Source organism: Candidatus Kuenenia sp. (assembly GCF_039794105.1).
GTDB lineage: Bacteria > Planctomycetota > Brocadiia > Brocadiales > Brocadiaceae > Kuenenia.
Genome location: NZ_JBDIWA010000029.1, coordinates 1 through 22983, shown reverse-complemented (window position 1 = coordinate 22983; position 22983 = coordinate 1). Strand labels below are relative to the sequence as shown.

20 protein-coding genes are annotated in these 22983 nt (G+C 37.5%); 16 read left to right on the top strand and 4 right to left on the bottom strand.

Going from position 1 to position 22983, the window contains the following annotated elements; translation table 11 throughout:
• The first annotated feature begins 37 nt into the window (after nucleotides 1-37).
• The 3 genes from ABJL82_RS12640 to ABJL82_RS12630 all read left to right on the top strand — a co-directional run bounded on the left by ABJL82_RS12640 (nucleotide 38) and on the right by ABJL82_RS12630 (nucleotide 2401).
• Nucleotides 38-883 (top strand): MinD/ParA family protein, encoded by an 846-nt coding sequence (locus tag ABJL82_RS12640; RefSeq protein ID WP_347275052.1) that lies wholly within the window; start codon nucleotides 38-40, stop codon nucleotides 881-883.
• Between the two features lie 314 nt (nucleotides 884-1197).
• On the top strand, nucleotides 1198-1485 hold the full coding sequence (locus ABJL82_RS12635) for a hypothetical protein (protein WP_347275051.1): 288 nt from the start codon (nucleotides 1198-1200) through the stop codon (nucleotides 1483-1485).
• Nucleotides 1486-1639: 154 nt separating this feature from the next.
• Nucleotides 1640-2401 carry a FliA/WhiG family RNA polymerase sigma factor gene (locus ABJL82_RS12630; RefSeq protein WP_347275050.1) on the top strand — a complete coding sequence of 254 codons (762 nt, stop codon included), beginning with the start codon at nucleotides 1640-1642 and terminating at the stop codon, nucleotides 2399-2401.
• 19 nt (nucleotides 2402-2420) lie between these two features.
• On the opposite strand, the gene ABJL82_RS12625 is transcribed toward ABJL82_RS12630, so the two are convergent.
• Together ABJL82_RS12625 and ABJL82_RS12620 are read right to left on the bottom strand one after the other, a co-directional pair.
• On the bottom strand, nucleotides 2421-4055 hold the full coding sequence (locus ABJL82_RS12625; RefSeq protein WP_347275049.1) for an acetolactate synthase large subunit: 1635 nt from the start codon (nucleotides 4053-4055) through the stop codon (nucleotides 2421-2423).
• A gap of 1 nt (nucleotide 4056) precedes the next feature.
• Nucleotides 4057-5424 carry an NAD-dependent succinate-semialdehyde dehydrogenase gene (locus ABJL82_RS12620; RefSeq protein ID WP_347275048.1) on the bottom strand — a complete coding sequence of 456 codons (1368 nt, stop codon included), beginning with the start codon at nucleotides 5422-5424 and terminating at the stop codon, nucleotides 4057-4059.
• Nucleotides 5425-5957: 533 nt separating this feature from the next.
• Here ABJL82_RS12620 and ABJL82_RS12615 point away from each other — a divergent pair.
• Entirely contained in the window at nucleotides 5958-6125 is a 168-nt protein-coding gene (locus tag ABJL82_RS12615) for a hypothetical protein (RefSeq protein WP_347275047.1), read from the top strand.
• A 74-nt stretch (nucleotides 6126-6199) separates the two neighbouring features.
• Here the strand turns inward: ABJL82_RS12615 and ABJL82_RS12610 are convergent, their stop codons facing one another.
• Nucleotides 6200-6400 (bottom strand): hypothetical protein, encoded by a 201-nt coding sequence (locus ABJL82_RS12610; protein ID WP_099323956.1) that lies wholly within the window; start codon nucleotides 6398-6400, stop codon nucleotides 6200-6202.
• 1222 nt (nucleotides 6401-7622) lie between these two features.
• On the opposite strand from ABJL82_RS12610, the gene ABJL82_RS12605 reads away from it, so the two are divergent.
• From ABJL82_RS12605 to ABJL82_RS12550, 12 genes are all read left to right on the top strand, one after another.
• Entirely contained in the window at nucleotides 7623-8462 is an 840-nt protein-coding gene (locus ABJL82_RS12605) for an SLBB domain-containing protein (protein ID WP_347275046.1), read from the top strand.
• Nucleotides 8463-8638: 176 nt separating this feature from the next.
• Complete coding sequence (locus tag ABJL82_RS12600; protein WP_347275045.1) at nucleotides 8639-10306, top strand: polysaccharide biosynthesis tyrosine autokinase; 1668 nt, start codon at nucleotides 8639-8641, stop codon at nucleotides 10304-10306.
• 173 nt (nucleotides 10307-10479) lie between these two features.
• Nucleotides 10480-11379: a glycosyltransferase gene (locus ABJL82_RS12595; protein ID WP_347275044.1), complete on the top strand. Its 900-nt coding sequence runs from the start codon at nucleotides 10480-10482 to the stop codon at nucleotides 11377-11379.
• A gap of 5 nt (nucleotides 11380-11384) precedes the next feature.
• Nucleotides 11385-12323, top strand: a complete 939-nt coding sequence (locus tag ABJL82_RS12590) for a glycosyltransferase (RefSeq protein ID WP_347275043.1) — start codon at nucleotides 11385-11387, stop codon at nucleotides 12321-12323.
• A gap of 171 nt (nucleotides 12324-12494) precedes the next feature.
• Entirely contained in the window at nucleotides 12495-13844 is a 1350-nt protein-coding gene (locus ABJL82_RS12585; RefSeq protein WP_347275042.1) for an O-antigen ligase family protein, read from the top strand.
• Between the two features lie 136 nt (nucleotides 13845-13980).
• On the top strand, nucleotides 13981-15150 hold the full coding sequence (locus ABJL82_RS12580) for a glycosyltransferase (protein WP_347275041.1): 1170 nt from the start codon (nucleotides 13981-13983) through the stop codon (nucleotides 15148-15150).
• 2 nt (nucleotides 15151-15152) lie between these two features.
• The gene (locus ABJL82_RS12575; RefSeq protein ID WP_347275039.1) at nucleotides 15153-16400 is read left to right on the top strand and encodes a glycosyltransferase family 4 protein; all 1248 of its coding nucleotides are present in this window, start codon (nucleotides 15153-15155) and stop codon (nucleotides 16398-16400) included.
• A gap of 1 nt (nucleotide 16401) precedes the next feature.
• Nucleotides 16402-17319: a methyltransferase domain-containing protein gene (locus ABJL82_RS12570; protein WP_347275038.1), complete on the top strand. Its 918-nt coding sequence runs from the start codon at nucleotides 16402-16404 to the stop codon at nucleotides 17317-17319.
• A 138-nt stretch (nucleotides 17320-17457) separates the two neighbouring features.
• On the top strand, nucleotides 17458-18486 hold the full coding sequence (locus tag ABJL82_RS12565; RefSeq protein WP_347275037.1) for a radical SAM protein: 1029 nt from the start codon (nucleotides 17458-17460) through the stop codon (nucleotides 18484-18486).
• Nucleotides 18487-18727: 241 nt separating this feature from the next.
• Complete coding sequence (locus ABJL82_RS12560) at nucleotides 18728-20563, top strand: IS1634 family transposase (protein WP_347275036.1); 1836 nt, start codon at nucleotides 18728-18730, stop codon at nucleotides 20561-20563.
• Between the two features lie 310 nt (nucleotides 20564-20873).
• The gene (locus tag ABJL82_RS12555) at nucleotides 20874-21098 is read left to right on the top strand and encodes a four helix bundle protein (RefSeq protein WP_347275076.1); all 225 of its coding nucleotides are present in this window, start codon (nucleotides 20874-20876) and stop codon (nucleotides 21096-21098) included.
• A gap of 35 nt (nucleotides 21099-21133) precedes the next feature.
• Nucleotides 21134-22312, top strand: coding sequence for a glycosyltransferase family 4 protein (locus ABJL82_RS12550; protein ID WP_347275035.1), 1179 nt, complete (start codon nucleotides 21134-21136; stop codon nucleotides 22310-22312).
• Nucleotides 22313-22622: 310 nt separating this feature from the next.
• On the opposite strand, the gene ABJL82_RS12545 is transcribed toward ABJL82_RS12550, so the two are convergent.
• Nucleotides 22623-22983: transposase (locus ABJL82_RS12545; protein WP_347275034.1), on the bottom strand; the 361-nt coding region annotated here is incomplete at its 5' end.

Genomic DNA, 22983 nt, shown 5'->3' with positions numbered 1-22983 from the left:
CAGTAAATACGTTTTACCCGTGGAGGCATTGCACAACGTGATAGAAAACCAAAATACGGCGACAGGCCTTTCTGCCGTAAGAACTATAGCGATTACGAGCGGCAAGGGTGGCGTTGGGAAAACAAACATCGCCACAAACATTGCGATAATTATGAGGAAATACAAAAAAAAGGTTTTGCTGATAGACCTTGACCTGGGCCTTGCCAATATCGATATCTTATTGGGAATACATCCCGAATATACCTTGCAGGACGTCATTGAAGGACGGAAAGAAGTAAAGGAGATAATTGTTGAAGGGCCTGAAGGGATAAAAATCGTACCCGCCAGTTCCGGCATTGAAGATATGGCGAATCTGAATGCAAACCAGAAAGAACAATTATATAAAAGCTTCAGTGGATTAGATGAAGAAGTGGATATTGTGATTGTTGATACAGGCGCCGGTATTTCATCTGATGTATTGAATTTTGTATTAGCGTCAAATGAAATATTGCTTATTACAACACCTGAGCCAACGGCGATAACAGATGCGTATGCTATGATAAAGGTTCTTTCGAGAAAAAGAAAAAATACAACGATAAAGTTGTTTATAAATCATTCGGATAGCAAGGATGAAGCCGATTCCACGGTAAAAAAAATAGTACTGGTATCGCAAAGGTTTCTCGATGTAAAACTGGAATACGTCGGCTATATGCTTCACGATCAAAATGTTTCCATTGCAACGCGTATGCAAAAACCCTTTACGGCTCTTTATCCTAACACAAAAGCAGCCAGTTGCCTTAATAAATTGGTTGCCACGCTTTTAAAGAATAGTGATTCAACACAATCACTTGGCGTTGGAGATTACTTCAGAAGAATTACGAATGTATCCACCTTTGATGGATAACCTTTTTGACGAGTTAGCACCTTATCAGTAATTTCTTTGCACTTTTTTGGCAGAATACTTAATGATGAAATACGAAATCCGAAACACGAAATACGAAGCAAATTTTAATTACAAAATGATTTGAAATGCTAAACAAGTGCCTTTTTCGTATCTCGATTTCGTGCTTCATATTGTTGTATGTTTTGGATTTGTTTTGAACTTTATGCTTTGTTATTCGGATTTGTTTCGTATTTCGTACTTCGAATTTCTTATTTTTTATATACGGAAGTACTATTATAGAATTAAATAAAATATGGCGGGGGAGCGTTGGTGATATGGAACAGATATTTGCTCAGGCACGAATATATCTCATAATATTTGTATTTTTTGTTTCATGCTTCATTGGGCTGAACTCAAAAGTATCATTGCCTGCACTGGCGCTCAGAAGTATTATAATTGCGGGAATTACGGGTGTTATAAGCCATTTTTTCCTAAAATACGTACTTAGCGTATTTACTACGGCCACGCAAAAAGAAAATACAGAAGATGCGCCTGAACAATCTCGGTTAAACGGGTTAGAAACTGACGGCAATAGCGAAAAAAACGGAGGTGTGGGCAGATAATACCGTATGGATTTTTACTAATCTGGCAGATTATCGAATCTGAAGAACGATGGTTCGATGGTTGTCTGGATTATGAAAACTGCTTTTAAATAAAATAAAATTTACGACCTTCGGTTACGAAGGATGATTGAAAATCTATTTTCGGACAAAAAGTATGATAGTTAAAAAAAGTAAGGAAAAGCCAAATTACAAGAATAAAAGTGTGATAGACAGAGAAAAATTAATTACAGATAATCTTTCGCTGGTAAAGTATGTAGTAAACAAATTTACCATTTATTTACCTTCTTTTGTGGATAAAGAGGATCTTATCGAATACGGTGTTATTGGCTTGCTGGAAGCATCAGAGAGATTTGACCCCTGCATGGACACGAAGTTTGGAACATTTGCCGTCTCAAGAATTCGGGGAGCGATATTGGATCACCTGAGGGCACAAGATTGGCTGCCGCGCTCTGTTCGTGATAAGGTCTCTTTGGCGAGAGAGGCATATGCAACATTAGAACAAAAATTAAACAGGCCTCCGCTTCCGGAAGAAATGGCGGCAGAACTGAAGATTGATACTGCTGAGTGGGAAAAATTATTGACAGAAATTAACTTAGGCATGTTTTTTTCCCTCGAAGAAATTAATGCAAAGTCGGAGGATGGTAATAAAGAAGCGGCAGGAATGCTATTTACCGACTCAAAAATAGGCGACCCGTTAAGTAATATTGAGACAGAGGAAGAAAAAGAACTTTTAGTTGCGGCAATTAAAGAATTGCCGGCTCGTGAAAAATTGGTAATAACACTCTATTATTACGAAGGCTTAATGCTAAGGGAAATAAGCCAAATGCTGGATATTTCAGAATCGCGGGTTTCACAAATTCACCATCAGGGTTTATTTATGCTTCGTTCTAAGGTAAAGAAAATTCCTGTTAAGTAGTCTTCGTTTTCCCGCAATATCACCACAATTCACACACACAATTTTGAAGCTCCTGTGAAAATACGTCGTAATTTACGGAATAGTCAACGGGGCATTCAATGACTGCAGGTTTGTTAATGGAAAAAGCCTGGCGTAGTACGTCAGAAAGGTGCTCTCCTTTGTTTATCTTAAAACCTCTTGCGCCATAACTCTCCGCGTACTTTACAAAGTCGGGGTTGCTGTAATCCAGGGCAAAATTCCTTAACTTCATATTCTTTTGCTTCCATTTTATGAAACCAAAGGCATTGTCATTTACGATGAGTACAACAACCGGTATTTTGTACCTGACGGCCGTTTCCAGTTCCTGAGAATTCATCATGAAACCACCGTCGCCAACAACCGCAAGCACTCTTTTCCCGGGATTGAGCAGCTTTGCCGTGAGCGCTGATGGCAATCCAGCGCCCATGGTAGCAAGCGCATTGTCAAGAAGCAGGGTGTCAGGTGCATAGGTTCTGTAGAGCCTTGAAAACCATAGTTTGTAAATGCCATTGTCCAGTGTGACAATGTCTTCCCTATCGAGTGTTTTTCTGACGTGGTACACAATTTCTATGGGAGTAAGGGGATATTTCCCCTCTTCTTTTGCTTCCAGTTTTTTTTCCAGAAAATTGCGGAGCTTTTCGAATTCCGGAGTGGTTTTATTCTCTATCTTTACCGCCAGTTTTCTTAATGAATGGGAGATATCCCCGATTACCTCAATATCCGGATTAAAATATTTATCCGTTTGTGCGTCAACAAAGTCGATGTTTACAATCTTCTTATGAAGGTCATTGTTCCATACAAAAGGTGGATATTCAACCGTGTTATATCCAATGGTGATAATCAAATCAGCCAAATCGATACCGCAATTTACGTAATCCCTCTTGTGTATGCCTGTGGCGAACAGGCTGTATGGACAGTCGTCCCCGATTACCCCTTTTCCCATCTGCGTGTGTACTACGTAAATATGCGTTTTATTTATGAAGTCCTGAAGACGTTTTGTGATTCGTTTTCTGTTTGCGCCGGAAGAAATGATAATCAAAGGATGTGTTGCCTTATTAATAAGTTCCGCTGCAGCATCAATCGCGCGGTGATCCGGGGATGGCCTTCTGATAAATCCCCTCTTTTGAGTCGGGGCGTTTGCCCTTGAAGACGCCACATCTTCGGGGAGTTCAATATGAACGGCGCCCGGTCTTTCATCTTCTGCAATCTTGAACGATTCTCTTACAATTGTCGGAATATTGTTTGGGTCAATGATTGACACGCTTTGTTTTGTAATCGGTTTCATCAGGCTGACGGTATCTACCGCCTGAAATTTAGCCTGCCAGTTATTTACGAGCGCCTTTTGTCCGGTAATGGCGATCAATGGGGCGCCAATTAGCTGGGCGTGTGCGATTCCGGTGACCATGTTTGTTGCGCCAGGCCCGAGGGTAGAAAAACAGACCCCTGCCTTTCCGGTAAGCCTTCCGTACGTTGCCGCCATAAAAGCCGCCGCCTGCTCGTGCCGCGTAACAAAGAGTTTTATTTTTGCCTTGCGAATGGAGTCGAGAAAATCAAGGTTTTCTTCACCCGGCAAACCAAAAATATATTCAACGCCTTCTTCCAGTAACTGGTGAACGAATAAATCAGAAGCCTTCATCTTAATTTTTTACCACCACAGTTTTTATATTGACAAATGCTTTAATACCATAATGGGACAATTCCCTTCCGATCCCTGATTTCTTTATACCGCCAAACGGCATTCGGGGATCCGATTTTACCATGTCGTTGATTGCCACAATACCCGACTGAATGCGCGCCGCGAGCCTTTGTGCTTTATCAACGTCTTTGCTCCAGATGCATGCGCCCAGACCATATTCCGTATCATTTGCAACCAAAACAGCCTCTTCTTCATTTGCAACTCTTAAAACAGGGGCAATTGGCCCGAATACTTCCTCTCTGACAATTCTCATATCCCGGGTTGCATTCGTCACGATGCATGGCGTAAAAAAGAACCCCTTTTGGGGCTTTGGTTCATCCGGAAAAACAATCTTTCCGCCTTTTAGTCTTGCGTCGTTTAACAGACCTTCCAATTCTTCCACAAAATCCCTTCGCGCCAGGGGGCATACCGTTGTATTCTCATCCATAGGGTCTCCCATTTTTAAAGACCGGAAATGTTCCGTAAACTTGCTGATAAACTGTCCGGCAACGGCTTCAATAACAATAAACCTCTTTGCCGCAACACAGCTTTGTCCGACGTTCAGCATCCGAGCCCTTGCCGCATTTTCAGCAGCTCTGTCAATATCCGCATCTTTCAGCACGATAAACGGATCTGAACCACCGAGTTCAAGAACAATGGGTTTAATCCTTTTCCCCGCGATTGCCCCTATTTGTTCTCCGGCTTTATTGCTACCGGTAAGGGAAACTGCGTCTACCTTATCTTCATCAATGAGTTTTATTGCTGATCCTGCGTCGATTAATAGGGTCTTAAATATGTTATGCGGAAACCCTGCATTGATAAAAATGCTTTCTATTTCAAGGGCGGACCGTGGAACGTTGGAGGCGTGCTTCAGCACACAGGCGTTTCCGGAGACGATTGCAGGCACGGCGCAGCGAAATACCTGCCAGAAAGGAAAATTCCATGGCATTATTGCCAGTACGATTCCCAACGGTTCAAATGTTACGTAGCATTGTTTTTCTCCGGTTTGAATGTACTCTGTCTTTAAAAACGCCTCGGCATTTTCTGCGTAATATTCACACAGTTTCGCGCATTTTTCCACCTCTGCCATGGATTCTGTAATAGATTTTCCCATCTCTCTTGTGATGGTGGCAGCGTATCTCCTTTGTTCCTTCCGTAATTCCATGGCTAAATTTTGAACGAGTTTCGTTTTTTCGGATATTTCAACATTACGCCATTTAAGGAAGGCTTCGCGGGATTTCTTTATTTCCACGTGCAACTGATTTTCCGTAAGCAGTTCAAACTCTTCGAGAAGCTCTTCTGTATAGGGATTTATTGATTTAATTTTCATCTATCGCCCGCCTGAAATTGCTTTTTTATGTTAAAAAAATATTCGCTCTAATAGAATAAAAAGGAGAGATATTTTGCAGATACACGTGCAATGTTTCTTCACCGAATCATTATTTATTATTGAAAGAGTAAAGTCAACAAAGTCTCCTGATAAAAACAAAACTACTTTAAAGTATAGGAATTTAAATATTTTTAGTTAACCGATGAACAAACCCACCCCTGCCCCTCCCAAGAGGGGAATTTGAGAAGCCCCCTCTTGGGAGGGGATTGAGGGGTGGGTAAAAATGAATGCCGTTGGGCCTTTGTTTTTTTAAAATCCAAACTATTTTAACATTTTACAATGCCGTAGAATATTTACCCCGAGTTCTTTTGTAATTATAGTTAAATGTAATTATAGTCAAACAAATAAGATTTTCTAAAGATGAATAACAAGATTTAATAACACTTTGGTTTTTTGAAAAAAACTTCAATATTTTAATTACGTGGCGAGGAGGTATTTTTTGGGCAGCACAACATACCAGTTTATGAGAGGTGATGACAAAGATTAAACAGAAGGTGAAAAAAAGGCCATGTAATGCCGTTGGTCCTGGGGTAGAAAGGAGAGACAAAAAAATAAATGGGGTAAGCATCAAGGCCGTAGATTGCAACAACAGGTTTAAGCGGGACGGCTTAATTGCCGTCCCGCTTAAGATGTTTTGCTGAGGCACAATGGTTATTTATTTTTGTAAATAATAATCATTAGCGTATCCCATTGTTTTCTAAAAACAGGCGGACGTTCAGGAAAAATCCTTTTCCATCACCGTTTTGCGTCCGTCCGATTTAGCATTTTCAATTGCCTGGTCGCACAAGTTGCGGACGATACCAGATAGCTTCGACGCAACATTGCCGGCCGTATTCATTCCGGCGGTTGAGCGGATATAGTTTTTCAATTTTGATATAACTACAAGTACTTCCTGTTCGTTTTCTGAGTTGCTCATATATTCCCTCTGAATATTTTTAAAAATTAAATTCCACACGATGTATATCACATTGGAAGCGCCAAGGCGTAAGGCTCCGTGTGGGATACTATTTTACAGCGCCTTGTGATGTTTCATAATATTCTCGTCAGTTCATTCCAGGTTTTCATCCCCCTTTTCCATAAAATTTATTGAGGTTTTTCAAAAAAATAAATTATTAGAAATTGTTACAATACTTTTAGCGATATGTTATATCACAGTTTATATCAATTAATACAGATAAAAACATGCGAATAGCAGTATCTTCGAATTTTCCCCTTTTGTCGAAAATAGCAATAACAGGTTTCCCTCATACACTATCAAATAGTTTTTCGCGTAATCTCTTTCGAAATCTCCAACAAGGATTTTTGATCGTGCTTCAACCTCGTTTAGAATTTCAATTCATTTTATCATTAGAATCTGTTTCGCATTTCGAATTTCACCTTATTGTGTCAATTCATTTAGAAAAAATCCATAATTGCGCAAATATTGCGTCTAAAAAAAAGAACAAAATTTGTTGTTACACAAATTATAGTATCGTAAACCTAAGTAATAAGATTATCTTTACTTAGGTATTTTGTAGATGAAATATTTTCCAATAGTCACACATATCTGCATACCATTCGTTCCAATACATTATTCAAAATGCATGGTTATAGTAATAACATTCACTTTGTGGCATTGCATACAATCACGCAAATTCTGCATAAAAATATTTTTCCGAAACCATTTCTCTTAAGTGTATCTTGTCTGTTGTGCCTTATTATTTTTATGTTGGTTCTCCACTATTTAACAGGCCTTCTCCTGCGGATATACTGTGAAAACTACTGTATGCATTATGCAATATGTATTATAGAGAGTACGTTTGGCAAAATAATGGAAAATCATTATTTTATTTTAAATTCGTATTTATCCTCTTCTAATTTTAGCAGTTAGCAATGGAATCGGAATGTCCGGTGCGGACTTTTTGGTCTTTTGTTTGCTACCAGTAAAACATCATGTGCCTGTGCAAGACAATTGTGATTTACGAATTGCTTTTCAAAGACGCGGAGAGAAACCAATATGGACGCCGGAAATTCCCTTTGAAGATGGCTAAAAAAAGGCAACCCAATATAATACTCAACTTGCAAAGACAGAGGAATTGTGCGAAGCGGTGAAAGCTTAAAAAGCAATGTCATTGCATATTTTATTTAAGGAGGTAGCGATGTTTAAAAGCTTTTTCGTAGTGTTATTTATATTTTTAAGTCTGTTTATTATATCGAAAACTAATTATGCAGATGAGTCCAGGGAACAATATACTGTAAATGTGGATGATGTCCTTCAGATAATTGTACAGGGCCATGATAACCTTAGAACAACAGCGCCTGTAACGTCAGATGGCGCTATATCTTTTCCCTATGTTGGCGTCATTTATGTTAAAGGGATGACGCTGTCTGATATTGAAAAAGAACTCACAAAAAGCCTTACTGGTTATATAAAATATCCTGTTGTATCAGTATCATTGTCAGCGTCTAAGAGCATGAATTATTTTGTGTATGGTGAAGTTAAAAACCCCGGCAAATTTACACTTGAGGATGATATTACCGTACTAAAGGCCCTTTCGACAGCGGGTGGCATAACTCTGGACGGCCTTTATGGAAGTGTAAAACTCAGACGTAAGCAGAAGGACAATCAGGAATATAAGGAATTCAATATCGACCTCAAAAATACAAAAAAAAGCAATACGAACATTGATACGCACCTTGAGGCTGGGGATATATTGGTAGTAGAAAAGAGCAGACATTTCTTTGTGTATGGCGAAGTAGTGAGACCAGGCAAATTCACACTTGAGGAGAATATGACAGTCCTCCGGTCAATTTCTATGGCGGGAGGCTTTGCAAAATATGGTTCTCCTGACAGGGTTAAAATTCTTAGAATAGTCCCTGGCAAATCGGGATATGAAAGCATTAAAGTAGATGTTAAAGGCGCCGTGAAAGGAGACGTCGGCAAAGATATCCTATTAGAGCCGGATGATATAGTGGTTGCAGCAGAAGGAATACTTTAGTGTTTTAAATATTTTATTTCCGGCTACTGCTTAATTGCATAAGTTGGTAAGTAATATATTTGTACCGGAAAGCCTGTGTTTTTGCTTATTCAAGTGCTTTGTATAATATCGTTTATTATCGCAAGTAAGCACTGGTTCAGATTACATTATAAATTGCTAAGCACTATGGAGGGAATGTGAATTCAAATTTAAGTACATTGCGGGATTATTTACGGGTCGTATTCAGACACAAAGCAGTAATTATAACTGCATTTATTACTGTTATCATAAGTGTCTTTGTCGGCCTGGAACTCAGGACGCCTGTTTATGAAGCTCAGGTTAAAATACTTGTTTCTGCACAAAAACAAATTGATTCTCCTTATTATAGAGGTTTTGGTTCTTATGAACAATCCGAAGCATCTCTTACCCAGAGCGAGATTGTAATTTCAAATCCTGTAATCGAACGTGCAGTCAGGGCGCTTAAACTCCACGAGCGTCCTCCTGACTATGAAAAGAATTACTGTTCTCCACTTAAAGCGCGTTTAATAGATTTAAGACTTAATATGTCGGAATCAGATACTGTCTCACCTGAAAATGAGCCACAATCTTATAGTGATTTAAATGATGATCTACAAATTAGAATATCGCGTACCAAAGGTGAGCTGGCAAATCCTTCCGGTAATATATATGAGCAGCCATATGCATTCCGCAAGGCGGTTGAAAGACTCAAAAGAAATATAATAGCAGAACCAATAAAGGGCACCTTGTTATTTACAATACACGCTACCGACTTCGACCCGAAATCTGCAGCTATGATTGCCAACGTCGTAAGCCGCTCGTATATTATTTTTGATCTTGAACAACAATTGGCAGAACTTCAGCTAAAATATGGGGAAAAACAGCCAATTGTCGTACAATTAAGAGAAAACATCGAAAAGTTGACCCAAAATCTTACTGGTGCAACACTTCCTGATATAGAGGCAATAGGCCCGGCAAGCGTCAAAATTATTGAACAGGCCCTAGTACCTCTTCGCTCAACGGGAGATAAGAAAAAAATATCCATTGTCCTCGCCTTCTTTATGAGCATATTCCTGGGAATTATGTTCGCCTTTGGGCTAGAATATATTGACCATACATTCAAATCGCCGCGGGATGTCGAGACATTCTTGAATTTGCCGCTTTTAGGCGCTATTCCAAAAAAATGGTTTAGAAATAAATCATTGCTCCGCAACACTAAAAAAGCAACTGTTTTGAATTCGTCCTATCATGACCTCTCTGACCAGATGTATCTATTGATGAAAGACAAAAAACTAAAGGCTCTTTTGATAACCGCCGTCTCACATCTGGAAGGTTCTACTACCATCGTTGCAAACATCGCCCTTTCCCTTGCGAGAGAAGGCCACAAGGTACTGGTTATTGACGCGAACCTGAAATCCCCGGAAATACACGAAATATTTAAGATTCCGAATAATTCCGGACTTACGCACGTACTCGAGGGAAAAATTGCACTGGAAGAAGCTGTCAAAGAGATAGATTGCAACCTGTCGGTATTAACTGCCGGCAACACAACGCTTAATCCCACGCTACTTTTTGATTCCACCCGTATGGCCAATACCATAAAAGAAGCTAAGGAAAAATATGGGTTTGTATTTGTTGACTATGCGAATTTAAGAAATTCTCACGATGCTGATATATTGAGTTCATCTTTAGATGGAACAGTCCTGGTCGTAAATGAAAGCAAGACAAAACATCCCGTAATAAAGGCATTAATTGCACCCTTGGTACAAAAAAAGGCCAATATAATTGGCGCCATTTTAAATAACCGCACCTTTGTTATACCAAAGATACTTTATAGGTGGTTGTAGAGGGGACGCTATAGTATTGGTACAAAATACCTACACCTAAGCTGACATAGCCGGAACTAAACAAGCGCGAAAATAGTCCTCAGTCCTCAGTCCTCAGTCCTCAATCTGCAATTTGCCGACTGCCGACTGCGGAAGGGAGATAATAAAATATACATGTTTAAAGGGGTTAATTCATGACGCCAAAAATTTCAATAATTGTACCGAATTATAACGATGCCTCCAGAATTTCGGAATGTATACGGTCTTTGCTGGAACTAAATTATCCTAAAGAAAAATTGGAAATTATTATCGTAGATAATGGTTCTACGGATAATTCTCTACAAAGTATTAAGGCATTTCCGGTTAAACTATTAATAGAAAAAGACGTGAAGGGTTCTTATGCCGCAAGAAATTTAGGGGTCAAAAATGCCGAAGGTGAGATACTTGCATTTACTGATAGCGACTGTGTAGTAAATAAATATTGGTTGTGTAATGCAATAAAGTATTTTGCTGCAGAAGATGTTGGGGGTGTAGCAGGGGAGATTCGAGGTGGAGAACCGAAAACATTGGTGGAAGAATATCAATTATTTACAAAAGCATTAGACCAATCAAGATATTTCAACCATCCCTATTACCCATTTGCCGTAACTGCAAATGTATGCTACAAGAAGATTGTATTCGATAAAATAGGTCTTTTTGAAACACATTGGGTTTCCGGTGGTGATGCCGATTTTGCATGGCGGATGCAAATCCATGGCAAGATGAAATTAATGTATGCCGCTGATTGTGTTGTATATCATCATCATAGAGCAAGCCCAAAAGGATTATATCTGCAAAGCAAAAAACATGCGTATGGCGCTTGTTTACTGAATGCGAAATATGATAATAAATTTCAGACAATAAAAGAGCCAAATAATAAATTAATTTTAAATATGAAAATATTTCGAAAATACGTAGGGAAAGCCATTCTTTTTTTCGCATTCTTACTATACAGAAGCAAAATGATATACTTTTTATATCTTGATAGGGTTTCAGCGTTAGGGTCCTTCAATGGATTTATTCAATACAGGAAAGGCAAGTATTTACCCGAATAACAATTATGAATTATTCCATCATCGTTCCGACGTGTAATCGGCAAAATGACTTAGCAAAACTTATTGACTCCATTTTGATGCAGACCGTATTACCATTAGAAGTTATTATCGTTGACCAAAGCGATACCGGTGATACGAAAAAGTACATAGAAGATTGCAGAAAGCAATTGCTAACCAAATCTAATAAGATAGAGGTTATATATATCTACCAGACAAAAAAAAATTCGGTTGCTGCAAGAAACAAGGGCATAGATATCGCGAGAGGAGAAATTGTTAGTTTTTTAGATGACGATGTCGTTTTGTTTGAGGATTATTTTGAACAGGTACTTCATTATTTTAATAATGATGAAAAATTAGGAGGAGTTGGTGGAAACGTAATAATTGAACGTGAATTGCAAGGGTGGAAATGGAAACTTCGACGGGCAATGCTAAAAATATTTTTGCTCAATAATTATGATGGGAATATGACCGTTTCCGGTTTTGGGTATCCCATAGTAGGAATAGCAATTGATAGGCCAATGCAAGTGGAGATGCTCTCAGGTTGTAATATGAATTTTAGAAGAGAATATTTGAATAATGATAAATTTGATGAATGGTTTACCGGCTATAGCTTTCGGGAAGATGCAGAACTGTCCTATAGGATATCACGGGAAGCGGTTTTAAAAATGATCCCGGAGGCTAGACTATATCATAATTGTAGCAAATCAAATCGCATGGATATTCGACTTAGAATGGTAATGGAAGTAAAAAACTATTATTACATTTATAAAAAACATGCAAAGAAAACAATGATGTCTAATATAGTATTTTTCTATTCATTATCAGGCTTATGGATAATCTATGGGATCGAATTCTTATGTAACGGTAATCAGGAAAAGGGTCAGCAACTGCAAGGTTTTACAGAAGGGATCGTCGGTCTTTTAAAAACAAACAATAATCCCTGAAGAACTGGCAACTTACCCAAACATAATAAAGTCGCTGCCAAAGGGAGCCAGGTTTGTTCATTTTGTAACACTTTATTTTTTTGAAAAATTCCAGTAATAAAAATGTTTGCCGCAAGGTGTTAATTATATTTTTACTACCAACTACCACAATTTATTAAGAAGTTACAAGAAATGGGAAAAAACATCTTTGCGGTAGCGCTGCTTTCAACTCTATTTGCAGTTTCTTTATTATATGATATCAAACTGGCGGTTGTCTTTTTGTTAATGGCGATAACCATCATCTTTGTTTCGAGGAGTGAACTGGCAGTTATAAATATTTATTTCTTTGTCTATCTGGCTTTTGCAGGATTTGCAGATAGATTGAGTATTTCATTATCGGGAAACCAAAGTATTAATTTGCTTGGTATTCTCAATATAATGATGATTTTGTTTTTTTATATAAGGTTAAAAGATTTTATTCAGGTAAAAAGGGAGTATTGGGATAAAAGCATCATATATCCTATAGCTCTGCTTTCACTCTATTTAGTGTTAACAACGCCATTTTCAGTGAGTTTGCCGGCATCTGTCAGGGGTTTAACCAGGGTACTTGCAGCTTTTTCCTTTTATTTATTAACCTACTTTGTTGTTGTTAGCAATAAAAACATTGAGAAAAAAATATTCAAATTCATAACGGCTATCTTTATCGCATTGTTAGTCTTTGGAATTGTTGAGTACATAACAGGGTATAATATCTTTTATGGACGTTCAATAACTAATCTTATTTATCTGGATTATCAAGTTATCCAAAGTTTTGAAAGAATACGAACCAGCTTTCCGCACGCATCTGGCTATTCATTTGCTCTGTTAATTTTTTTACCGTTATACCTCTATTTTTTTATGAGAAAAAAAGACGGCAAATATCTTTATCGTCTTCTCCCGTTTTTGTTTTTATTAAATATACTTCTAACTTTTACCAGAATTACCTGGGCCGCCGTTGCTATCCAATTAATCCTCTTTTTCTTCTTGTTCAAATATAAAAAAATACTGAGATTTGCTTTGCCGTTAGGGATAATCTTTGTGTTTATATCGAACCAGATCATTTCTCGTGCGTCAACCGTTGATAGCTCTGCATTGGGGAGGTTAGAGTTATTTCAATATGCGCTGAGTATCTTCAAAGATCATCCTGTCTTTGGTAGTGGGATTGGGACATTCTTTGGATTATCCGTCCATGAATTCGGTAGAAATATAGCTGCACATGGGGATTATATGTTAATGTTTGCCGAAACGGGGATTTTCGGAGGTATAGGCTATGTAATCTTATTATTTACTATGATTGTTTTTGCAATAAAAAACCTTAAAGAAAGCGATTTTGCAAAGGCGGCATTACTAATGCTTGTTGGTTTTATAATATTTGGTATAACAGATAACGCACTTGGATACAGCCATTTATTTTGGGGATTGCTTGGGATATATAATGGGTTAATCGTACGGGAAAACCTGCAAAAAAATATTTCTTCAGGTCTTGAGTTTGAGAGGAATTAGTATGAATGGAGAAAGGTATGAATCATACGAATATCCTCCGGTATCTTTTAGGCTGCGTAAGAATTTTAAATAATTAATTATTGTACCACTTTAATAGTAGCTCGTTTTAAAAGGTGATTAACCAGAAAAGATTTTAATGAATATAAAAAATAAAAATATTTTGATTATAGGTTCATTTTCTATTCGTGATTGGGAGTTATTAAAACAACGACAACAAACAATAGTCGAATTCTTGGTTAAAGATTTTAATGTATTTTACATTGAAAGAATAAGTGCTAAAAATGTGGGAATTATCAAAATGCTTAAAGCATTCATTAAAAGATTTTTTTTGGTTAGAAACATTGGTGGAAAAGGCCAGTTTACTATGAAGCATCTTTGTTTTATACAATTAAAGATATTCCCTTTTCAAAGAGGAATCTTTCGATTCCTCAATGCGAGGTTAGCACTTTTGCAGATAAGAAAAATAATGAAAAAGTACAAAATAAATCATTTTGATAGTGTTATTATTAGCCATCCAGCGAATTACGTGAATGATATTTTTGATAAAATTCCTGCCTTAAAAAGAATATATGATTGTGTACAGAGGTTCGAATTCAATAAATACTTTCCGCCAGAAGTTGTTTTTAATGATAAAAATATAGCAAAAAAAGTTGATCTGGTTATTGTCGATTCAATAACTATTTTTAATGAAAAACTGGAATTGAATAAAAATGTAGTACGCATACCTCAGGGAATAGATATCGGGAATTATAATATTAACAGAATAAAAGATGTTAGAATACCAGGCGATTTGGCAAATATAGGCAAGAATAGAATTTGTTATATCGGCAGTTTCCACCAAACTTTTGACTTTGACCTTGTTAGAAAACTTGCAGTAGATATACCTGCTGCTACGTTGATATTAATCGGAAGTGAAACATCCGAAGCAAAGAGGAAACTCGATTGTAAGAATATTGTTTTTCTTGGTTGGAAACATTTCAAACAGCTTCCAATATATATGGAGTGCATGGATTTGTTTATCATTCCATATGTATTGAGTGAGCATGGGAAGGGGGTGTTCCCAACGAAACTCTTTGAATACCTGTATTTTAAGAAACCCATAGTTTCTACCGCATTACCTGATACCCTTGAATATGAAAAATATTTATATGTTGCTCACACAGAAGAAGAGTTCATTAAATTTGTTCAGGATTCCCTGTTTAAAGGCGAAAACAAATTAAGCGCAATTCCTGATGACCAGTTTGAACACTTTATAAGTGAAAATTCCTGGGAAGCCAGATATATCGAATTTAAAAAATACTTGTAAAAATGAATATCCTTAACATCAATAAATTTCATTATATGCGCGGCGGGTGTGAGACTGTTTACTTTGAGACGGCAAAAATACTGGAATCTCATGGTCACAAATCTATATTCTTCTCCATGCAACATCCGGAAAATCTATCCTGTGAAAACAGGGATTATTTCATGTCTTATGTAGAGTTGAATACGAATAGCAATAGTGTGATAAACAAACTAAAAAACACAGGCAGGATTCTTTATTCTCTAAAGGCAAAGAAATTGCTTTCTAAATTGTTGAATGAATATCCCGTGGATATTGCACACCTCCATAATATATACCATCAGATATCCCCTTCAATCCTGCATACTTTAAAAAAAAGGAATATACCTGTAGTGATGACGCTCCATGACTATAAGATGGTCTGCGCTTCTTATCTAATGATGGTCAATGGTAAAAACTGTGATGCCTGCTCCGGAGGGTACTATTTATCGGTAATCAAAAACAAGTGTGTTAAAAGGTCACTTGCGAAAAGCTGTCTTAGTGCATTTGAGATGTATGTGCATCACAGTATTATTGGCATATATGACAATGTTGATGCCTTCATTTCCCCAAGCCTTTTTCTGAAAGAAAAACTGGTGGAGATGGGATTCAGGAAGAAAATCATCCATTTGCCCAATTTTGTTGATATGAAGAAATTTGGAAATGGTAAAGGCGGGGAAAATAGTCGCGAGAATGCCATAGTTTATTTTGGCAGACTAGTGCCGGAGAAAGGGTTATATACACTCATTAAAGCGACAAAACTGCTGGATACTATTCGCAATGTTGTGGTTAAGATAATCGGTGACGGTCCAATAAGAGGGGACCTGGAAGAAAAGGCTAAACTTGGTGGGAATCATAATATTCAATTTCTTGGATATATGAAAGGTGAGGAGTTATATAAAGAGATCAAAAAATGCATGGCTGTTGTTCTTCCTTCCGAGTGGTATGAAAACAATCCTATGTCAGTATTAGAGGCCTTTGCTCTTGGCATGCCGGTTATCGGGGCAAAAATCGGTGGAATTCCGGAATTAGTAAAAGATGGAATAACAGGATTGACATTTGAATCAGGAAATGCCCATGAGCTGGCTGAAAAGATTAGATACGTATTGGACAACCCTGGTAAAACCGTAAAGATGGGGGAAAATGCCCGGGTATTTGTAGAACAAAATTTGAACGCTGAAAAATATTATCAGGGATTAATAAACATTTATCAATCAGCGATAGGAAAATATTGACATGAACATAAAGACAGTCAAAGCTGGAGACGTTAAAAATAATAAATATCATTTTATCGGCGCAGTATTTATTATCCTGAATTATTTGAGACACAGATTCTTTCGCTATAAGACACCAAGAGCTTTTTCTGTCAATGAAATAGAGAGATCTATTGATTATGATTTCAAGGTTGTTGATAGTTGGATTGAATATCTTCGTTTCTATTCTAAGGATGAAAAGCCTTTAACAAAGAAAGTAGTTCTTGAGCTTGGACCAGGTCCTGATTTTGGAGCAGGGTTAATATTATTAGCGCTAGGAGCGAAAAAGTATATTGCACTTGATGTGAATAAGTTAGCCTTTTCGTCACCAGTAAAATTTTATGAGAAATTATTTGAACGATTAAAGGAACGTTATACGAACTGTAATATTGAACACTTAAAAGAAACATTAAGTAAATGTTATAAAAATGAATATGCTGAAATAAATTATATTATTGATAAAAGTTTCGCGATTTCAAAAATTAAAGAGAAAGTCGATGTTGTTTTTAGCCAGGCTGCTTTTGAACATTTTACAGATGTCGAAAAAACATTTATTGAACTAAGCAATGTTGTTAATCAGGGTGGAGTATTAGTTGCATTAATTGATTTGAAGACACACACTTCATGGATAAGAGATCGTGACCCTTTAAATATATATAGATATTGTGATTGGTTTTGGAATACCTTTAAGTTTAAAGGATCTCCAAATAGAGTAAGGGTATTTGAGTATAAAGATATGTTAGAAAAAAAAGGATGGGTTGATGTAAAGGTAGAACCTGTTGCTGTTGTGGAAGAAGAATATTTAAAGAAAGTTAAGCCAAGGCTAAATAAAAAATTCAGGAATATGGATTCTTCAGAAATGAAAACACTTGGTTTTTTGCTAATGGCGAGAAAGAAATAATCTCACACAAAGCCACAGCGCCGCAAAGAAAAGAAGAAATAATGCCTCGTGTCCTTAGTATCTTAATGTTGTGAATATAAATATAATAGGGTTACACGCTTATTTTAAAAACTTCTTTTTACTAAAAAAGGACAAACTATGGTGAATCAGAAAATGCTACCGCCAAGGGAAATTTGCATCATACTTACTTACAGATGCAACGCAAAGTGCAACATGTGTGATGTGTGGCATTATCCTACTAAATCAAACGAAGAAATTACCATAAAAGATATTGAAAAATTACCATTCGGGTTGAAGTTTATAAATATTACCGGTGGGGAGCCTTTTCTCAGGCAGGATATTACTGAAATTATTGAAGCAATACGTCCTAAGACAAAACGAATAGTTATAAGTACTAATGGATTTTTAACCTGCCGGATTGTAGGTTTGTGCCAAAAACATCCTGATATTGGAATAAGGATAAGTATCGAAGGATTCCCAAAAGCTAGTGATACTATTCGAGGAATTCCAGAAGGATTTGACAGGGGCTTGAGAACACTGTTCACATTACGGAAAATGGGTTTAAAGGACATTGGCTTTGGTATGACAGTCCAGGATATGAATTGTAAAGACCTCATGCCACTCTATGAGTTATCAAATGCACTTGGCTATGAGTTTGCCACTGCTGCACTTCATAATTCACATTATTTCCATAAGCTGGATAATAGAATTGAGAATAAAGATATAGTATGTGGGGAGTTTTCAAAGCTTATTGTGGAGTTATTAAAATCCAACTCTGTGAAAAAATGGTTCCGTGCATATTTTAATTACGGTCTTATGAATTACATCTATGGTGGCAATAGGTTTTTAAAATGTGAAATGGGTTCCGAATCCTGTTTTATAGACCCATCAGGGGACATTCTTCCCTGCAATGGCATGAACTGTAAAATGCCTATGGGAAATATTAAAGAAAGTTCATTTGAAGATATCTGGAATAGCAAAAAGGCAGATGCGGTTCGTAATGCCGTTGATACATGCGATAAACGATGCTGGATGGTGGGTAATGCAGCGCCTGTAATAAAGAAGCATATACGTATTCCAATGCAGTGGATTGTGAAAAATAAACTACGTGTTATGATGAGTAAAAAACCTGAATTGTGCTTACCGGAGATGGGTGATGGTTCTTAGGCACTGTCCAAAAATAATTTGGTATTTTTTTTATTAATTTAACTAATTATCATGGTTGCTCCTGTGATATACACAAAGATACTGCAACGATACTATTGGTACTATATACCCCCCTTTCCGGAAAGATTTCAACAAAATCCTTATTTTAAGCGGGTTTTCCGCAAATTCAAAGTGACATGTAGTCGCAGAATAGACGGCCTATTTATTACTATAAATCCTTTATAACCCTATAAATACTGACTTGACAAAATATTTTATTAATGATAGTGTAGTCAAAGAATATTGGGACTACATTATGCACCTTACTTATAGCAATTCTAAATACAAAGGGAAAACCTATAAATCTTACTCTATTGCCGAATCCTACAGGGATGGTAAAAAGGTCAGAAAAAGAATACTTTGGCCCATCGGGAAACTTTCCGATATTCAAGCCGAGCAAATCAAACTGATATGTAAAACAGTTGAAAACACAGATCAATTGCAGACCCAGCTCAAAGACGTTGCAGTCCTGGAAAGCAGGGCATATCTCGATATAGCCGTTGTTAATGAGTTGTGGAACCAGTGGCAGCTTGATCAGGCTTTTGACTACGACGTCACTGCAGGCGCCCTTCCTACCAATACGATTGCAAAGATACTGACTATTAACAGGTGCACCGATCCGTGTTCTCATTATTCCATTCCTCTTTGGGCGAAAAAGAGCGCGCTGGAGGACGTTCTTAAAATTGATCTTTCAGGCCTAAATGACGATAAAATCTATTATGAATTAGATAAAATACACAAAAACAAAATATCTATAGAGAACCACCTTTTTAACCAAACCTTCAGGAAACGTCCGGAATCCTATAAATTTATCAACTACGACCTCACTACTTCCTACTTTGTGGGATATAACTGTGATCTATCGGCATTTGGCAAGGGCAAAATAGAGTGTCATGGCAGGCGACAGGTCTTACTGGGTGTTCTTATCAACTCTGAGGGATATCCTTTCAAATGGGATGTATTCCCCGGGAACACCGCTGAGGTAAAAACCCTCAAACAGAATATCAATACCTGTAAAACCAGATTCAAATTGACTGATAAAAACGTCACCCTTGTATTTGACAGAGGCATAATCTCTGAGGACAATGCCAATTTGATAGAAGAAGCCAAACTCAAATACATCTCGGCATTGGATAGAAATCAGATACCCTCTTGCGGCGTCAGTTTAAAGTCTCTTAATGGGTTATCCATAGAAGATAAGGACGCCTCCAATATACCTATCCCGCAAGGATTTTTAAACTATGATGATGAATTATACTACCATGACAATGGTGTCATAGGAAACAAGCGTTTTATTACCGGTTTTAATACCACTTTATTTATAGAAGACCGCAATAATAGAGACGAGAAAATAGCCTTTTTTAAGGATTATCTCAAAGAAGAGAATAAAAAACTTAAAAATGCCCAAAGAGACCGGCAATATGACGCAACAAAGAGCCGCATTGTAGATGCGCTTAAAAGGCTAAAGATTCATAAATATTTCGAAGACCCTGTTCTGACGTCCATAACCGTTACCTATAGACTGAAAAACGGGCAGGTCAAATCCGTCAAAAGTTTCAAAATAGAAATCAAGCTGTTAACTGATATTATAGCCGCAGATAGATTGTTGGACGGCGTATGTGTTTTTATCACGAACCATACAGAACGGGAAGATGGAGTTGGATTTAAAGCAAAACCCCAATCTATAGTTAGAGCCTATCGGGACAAGACAAAAATAGAAGATGTCTTTAAAAATGTAAAATCGTTTTTAAAAATCAGACCATTCTTTGTCAATACCGGGGCACATGTTAAAGCCGTCTATACTATCTGCATCCTGGCATATTTTATAAACCGTTATCTATCAAACCAACGAAAGGTAATAGGAGAAAAAGATTTTTTAAACTCAAAGGAACTCTATGCGCCGTTCAAAGATATAGATATCGCCACTCTTGAGGCTAAAAATACCGGTGAAACCCTAAAGAAAGCCGTGAAACTTCCCGCCGTCACACAAATGCTATTGGAAAAACTTGGAATGTCCAATGTTGTTTTCGGCCAGTAATTAAAAGACTTCCAAAAGACATGTAGTCGCAGAATCAATGTTTATAAGTGTTTGCCAAATTTGACTTTAGTAATTTCTTTCCGGAACATGGGATATAATGCAATGTTATTTTTGGTCGCTCCCTTAGCGGATGGCTGATGGTTAATGGAGGGGAAGAAGATGGGTGAAATAAAGTTTAGTTTTGAAGATTTGGAGGTTTGGCAAAAAGCTGTAGATTTTGCAGTAAGTGTCATTTATATTGCTGAAATAATAAATACTAATCGGAATCATTACAGGCTTATAGAACAATTAGAATCACATGTAACATCCAATTTCCTCAAACATTGCCGAAGGCAAAGGACGTAATTCTAAAAAGGAATTTATCCAATATCTGCATATTGCACGTGGATCACTATTCGAAACAATTACTTTTCTAACTATATTTTACAAAAAGAAATGGATTTCCGGTTCAAACCTTAATGATTTACGAATAGCAGGAGATACAATTGGTAAGCAGCTTTCAAGTCTTATAAATTCAATAAGGAAAACTATTTAGCTGATGGCTGATGGCTGATTTTAGAGTTAAAACCCATGAACCATAAGCCATTACCCATGAGCTATCAGCCATCACCCATGAACTATTCTAAACTTAAAATAGCCGTTCTCGGTACCCGTGGATTTCCGCACATACAGGGCGGTGTAGAGACACATTGCGAAAATCTCTATCCTCAATTGGTTGAAAAAGGCTGTGAGGTAATAGTTTTTACCAGAAAACCCTACGTTGATTTAAAGATTACTAAATACAAAGGGGTAAAGTTAATCCCTTTGCCATGCTTAAAGAATAAATTCCTTGAGACATTTTTACATACCTTTATCGGAATTTTTGCCGCCAAAAAGTTTTCTCCTGATATCCTGCATATCCATGCAATAGGGCCATCCCTGTTCATACCACTCGCCCGGCTTTTTGGACTAAAAGTAGTTATGACTCATCATGGGCCTGATTATCAAAGAAAGAAGTGGGGGATACTGGCAAAGGGTATTTTGAAACTCGGAGAGCTTGCAGGGAGTAAATGGGCTAACGACATAATCACTATTTCTCAAACAATAGCGGATCATATTCATGCTAAATACAAGAGAAGCGCAACAATAATACCCAACGGGGTAGTGTTGCCTGCAATTTTACCGGGTAACAATACGTTGGGAAAGTATGCCCTCGCAAAAGAGAAATATATCCTGGCGGTAGGGCGCTTTGTGCCTGAAAAAGGGTTTCACGACCTGATTGTCGCCTTTAATAAACTGACAACTGCTAACTCCCGCCTTCTAACAGAAAAGTGGAAACTGGTTATCGCGGGCAGGGCTGATCATGAAGATAACTACAGCCTGGATTTAAAAAATAAGGCGAGTCAAAGTAGTAATATTATATTGACAGGATTCCTCACTGGTGAACCGCTGCGGGAGCTTTATAGCCACGCGGGGCTTTTTGTACTACCTTCTTACTATGAGGGTTTACCGATAGTTTTGCTTGAGGCGATGAGCTATGGTCTTTCCTGTATTGCATCCGATATTCCTGCTAACAGAGAGGTATGGTTGGAAAGCGACAGATTTTTTAAGCCTGGAGATGTTGACGCTATTGCATTGAAGATACAAGGATTTATTCAAAGGTCATTAAACGAAGAACAAAGGAAGAAACAGATAAATACTATTGCTGAAAAATATAATTGGGAAAAGATAGCGGAAAAGACTCTGGAGGTATATAATGGCACGCTTTGATGTTGAAAGTTTGCCGTCTAAATGGTTATAGTTTCAGCAAACTTTTGCGATAGGTAACTGACAAATACTATACTTGTTTTTTCGCACTAGCATACCCAATTTTACTACAACCTTGCATAAGAAAGCGGGGGAGGATTAAAAAAAGAATATCCACGTATGCAAAACAGTACCAATTGAGTACAGCGTAGAAAAACCTCAATTCGACAAGACAGACGGCCCTGAGTTGTTTTATCACAGAAAAAAGGGGATATTGTTGAAGCGTATCAAGAATAACATGAGTATCTATTCAGCGTATTTTCACCCACTGTCGCTACGAGCTGGCAAAATCAGGCAATTCACCACGGAATAGCATCTGTAATGCCCGGCTCAAATTTACCCCTTGTTTTCGACAGGTCGAGAGATAACTCCGAATGCGGCAGAAAATTTTCGCTCCCTCCAAAGAACGAAAACAGCCCGATATCTTCTGCTGAACCTTTGTCATCCTGATATCGTTTTCTGCCAAATTGTTCGTAAAGGGGACATTTTTATTGTCCATAAACCTCAACACATCACCCTCATACTTCCTCAATCGTTCCAGAAGATTCCGTGCCTTTGTCCTTCTTACCCTCCCCCTTTTTCCCTTACGGTTCGTTTCATCAGGAGGAGGGCTTTCGACTTCTGCGTTTTGTAGT

Coding starts and splice junctions, on each gene's coding strand:
- ABJL82_RS12610 (WP_099323956.1), bottom strand. CDS start 6,400: ATGAGCAACTCAGAAAACGAACAGGAAGTACTTGTAGTTATATCAAAA.
- ABJL82_RS12590 (WP_347275043.1), top strand. CDS start 11,385: ATGAATTATTCCATCATCGTTCCGACGTGTAATCGGCAAAATGACTTA.
- ABJL82_RS12575 (WP_347275039.1), top strand. CDS start 15,153: ATGAATATCCTTAACATCAATAAATTTCATTATATGCGCGGCGGGTGT.
- ABJL82_RS12585 (WP_347275042.1), top strand. CDS start 12,495: ATGGGAAAAAACATCTTTGCGGTAGCGCTGCTTTCAACTCTATTTGCA.
- ABJL82_RS12615 (WP_347275047.1), top strand. CDS start 5,958: ATGACAAAGATTAAACAGAAGGTGAAAAAAAGGCCATGTAATGCCGTT.
- ABJL82_RS12625 (WP_347275049.1), bottom strand. CDS start 4,055: ATGAAGGCTTCTGATTTATTCGTTCACCAGTTACTGGAAGAAGGCGTT.
- ABJL82_RS12635 (WP_347275051.1), top strand. CDS start 1,198: ATGGAACAGATATTTGCTCAGGCACGAATATATCTCATAATATTTGTA.
- ABJL82_RS12565 (WP_347275037.1), top strand. CDS start 17,458: ATGGTGAATCAGAAAATGCTACCGCCAAGGGAAATTTGCATCATACTT.
- ABJL82_RS12595 (WP_347275044.1), top strand. CDS start 10,480: ATGACGCCAAAAATTTCAATAATTGTACCGAATTATAACGATGCCTCC.
- ABJL82_RS12620 (WP_347275048.1), bottom strand. CDS start 5,424: ATGAAAATTAAATCAATAAATCCCTATACAGAAGAGCTTCTCGAAGAG.
- ABJL82_RS12550 (WP_347275035.1), top strand. CDS start 21,134: ATGAACCATAAGCCATTACCCATGAGCTATCAGCCATCACCCATGAAC.
- ABJL82_RS12605 (WP_347275046.1), top strand. CDS start 7,623: ATGTTTAAAAGCTTTTTCGTAGTGTTATTTATATTTTTAAGTCTGTTT.
- ABJL82_RS12570 (WP_347275038.1), top strand. CDS start 16,402: ATGAACATAAAGACAGTCAAAGCTGGAGACGTTAAAAATAATAAATAT.
- ABJL82_RS12580 (WP_347275041.1), top strand. CDS start 13,981: ATGAATATAAAAAATAAAAATATTTTGATTATAGGTTCATTTTCTATT.
- ABJL82_RS12630 (WP_347275050.1), top strand. CDS start 1,640: ATGATAGTTAAAAAAAGTAAGGAAAAGCCAAATTACAAGAATAAAAGT.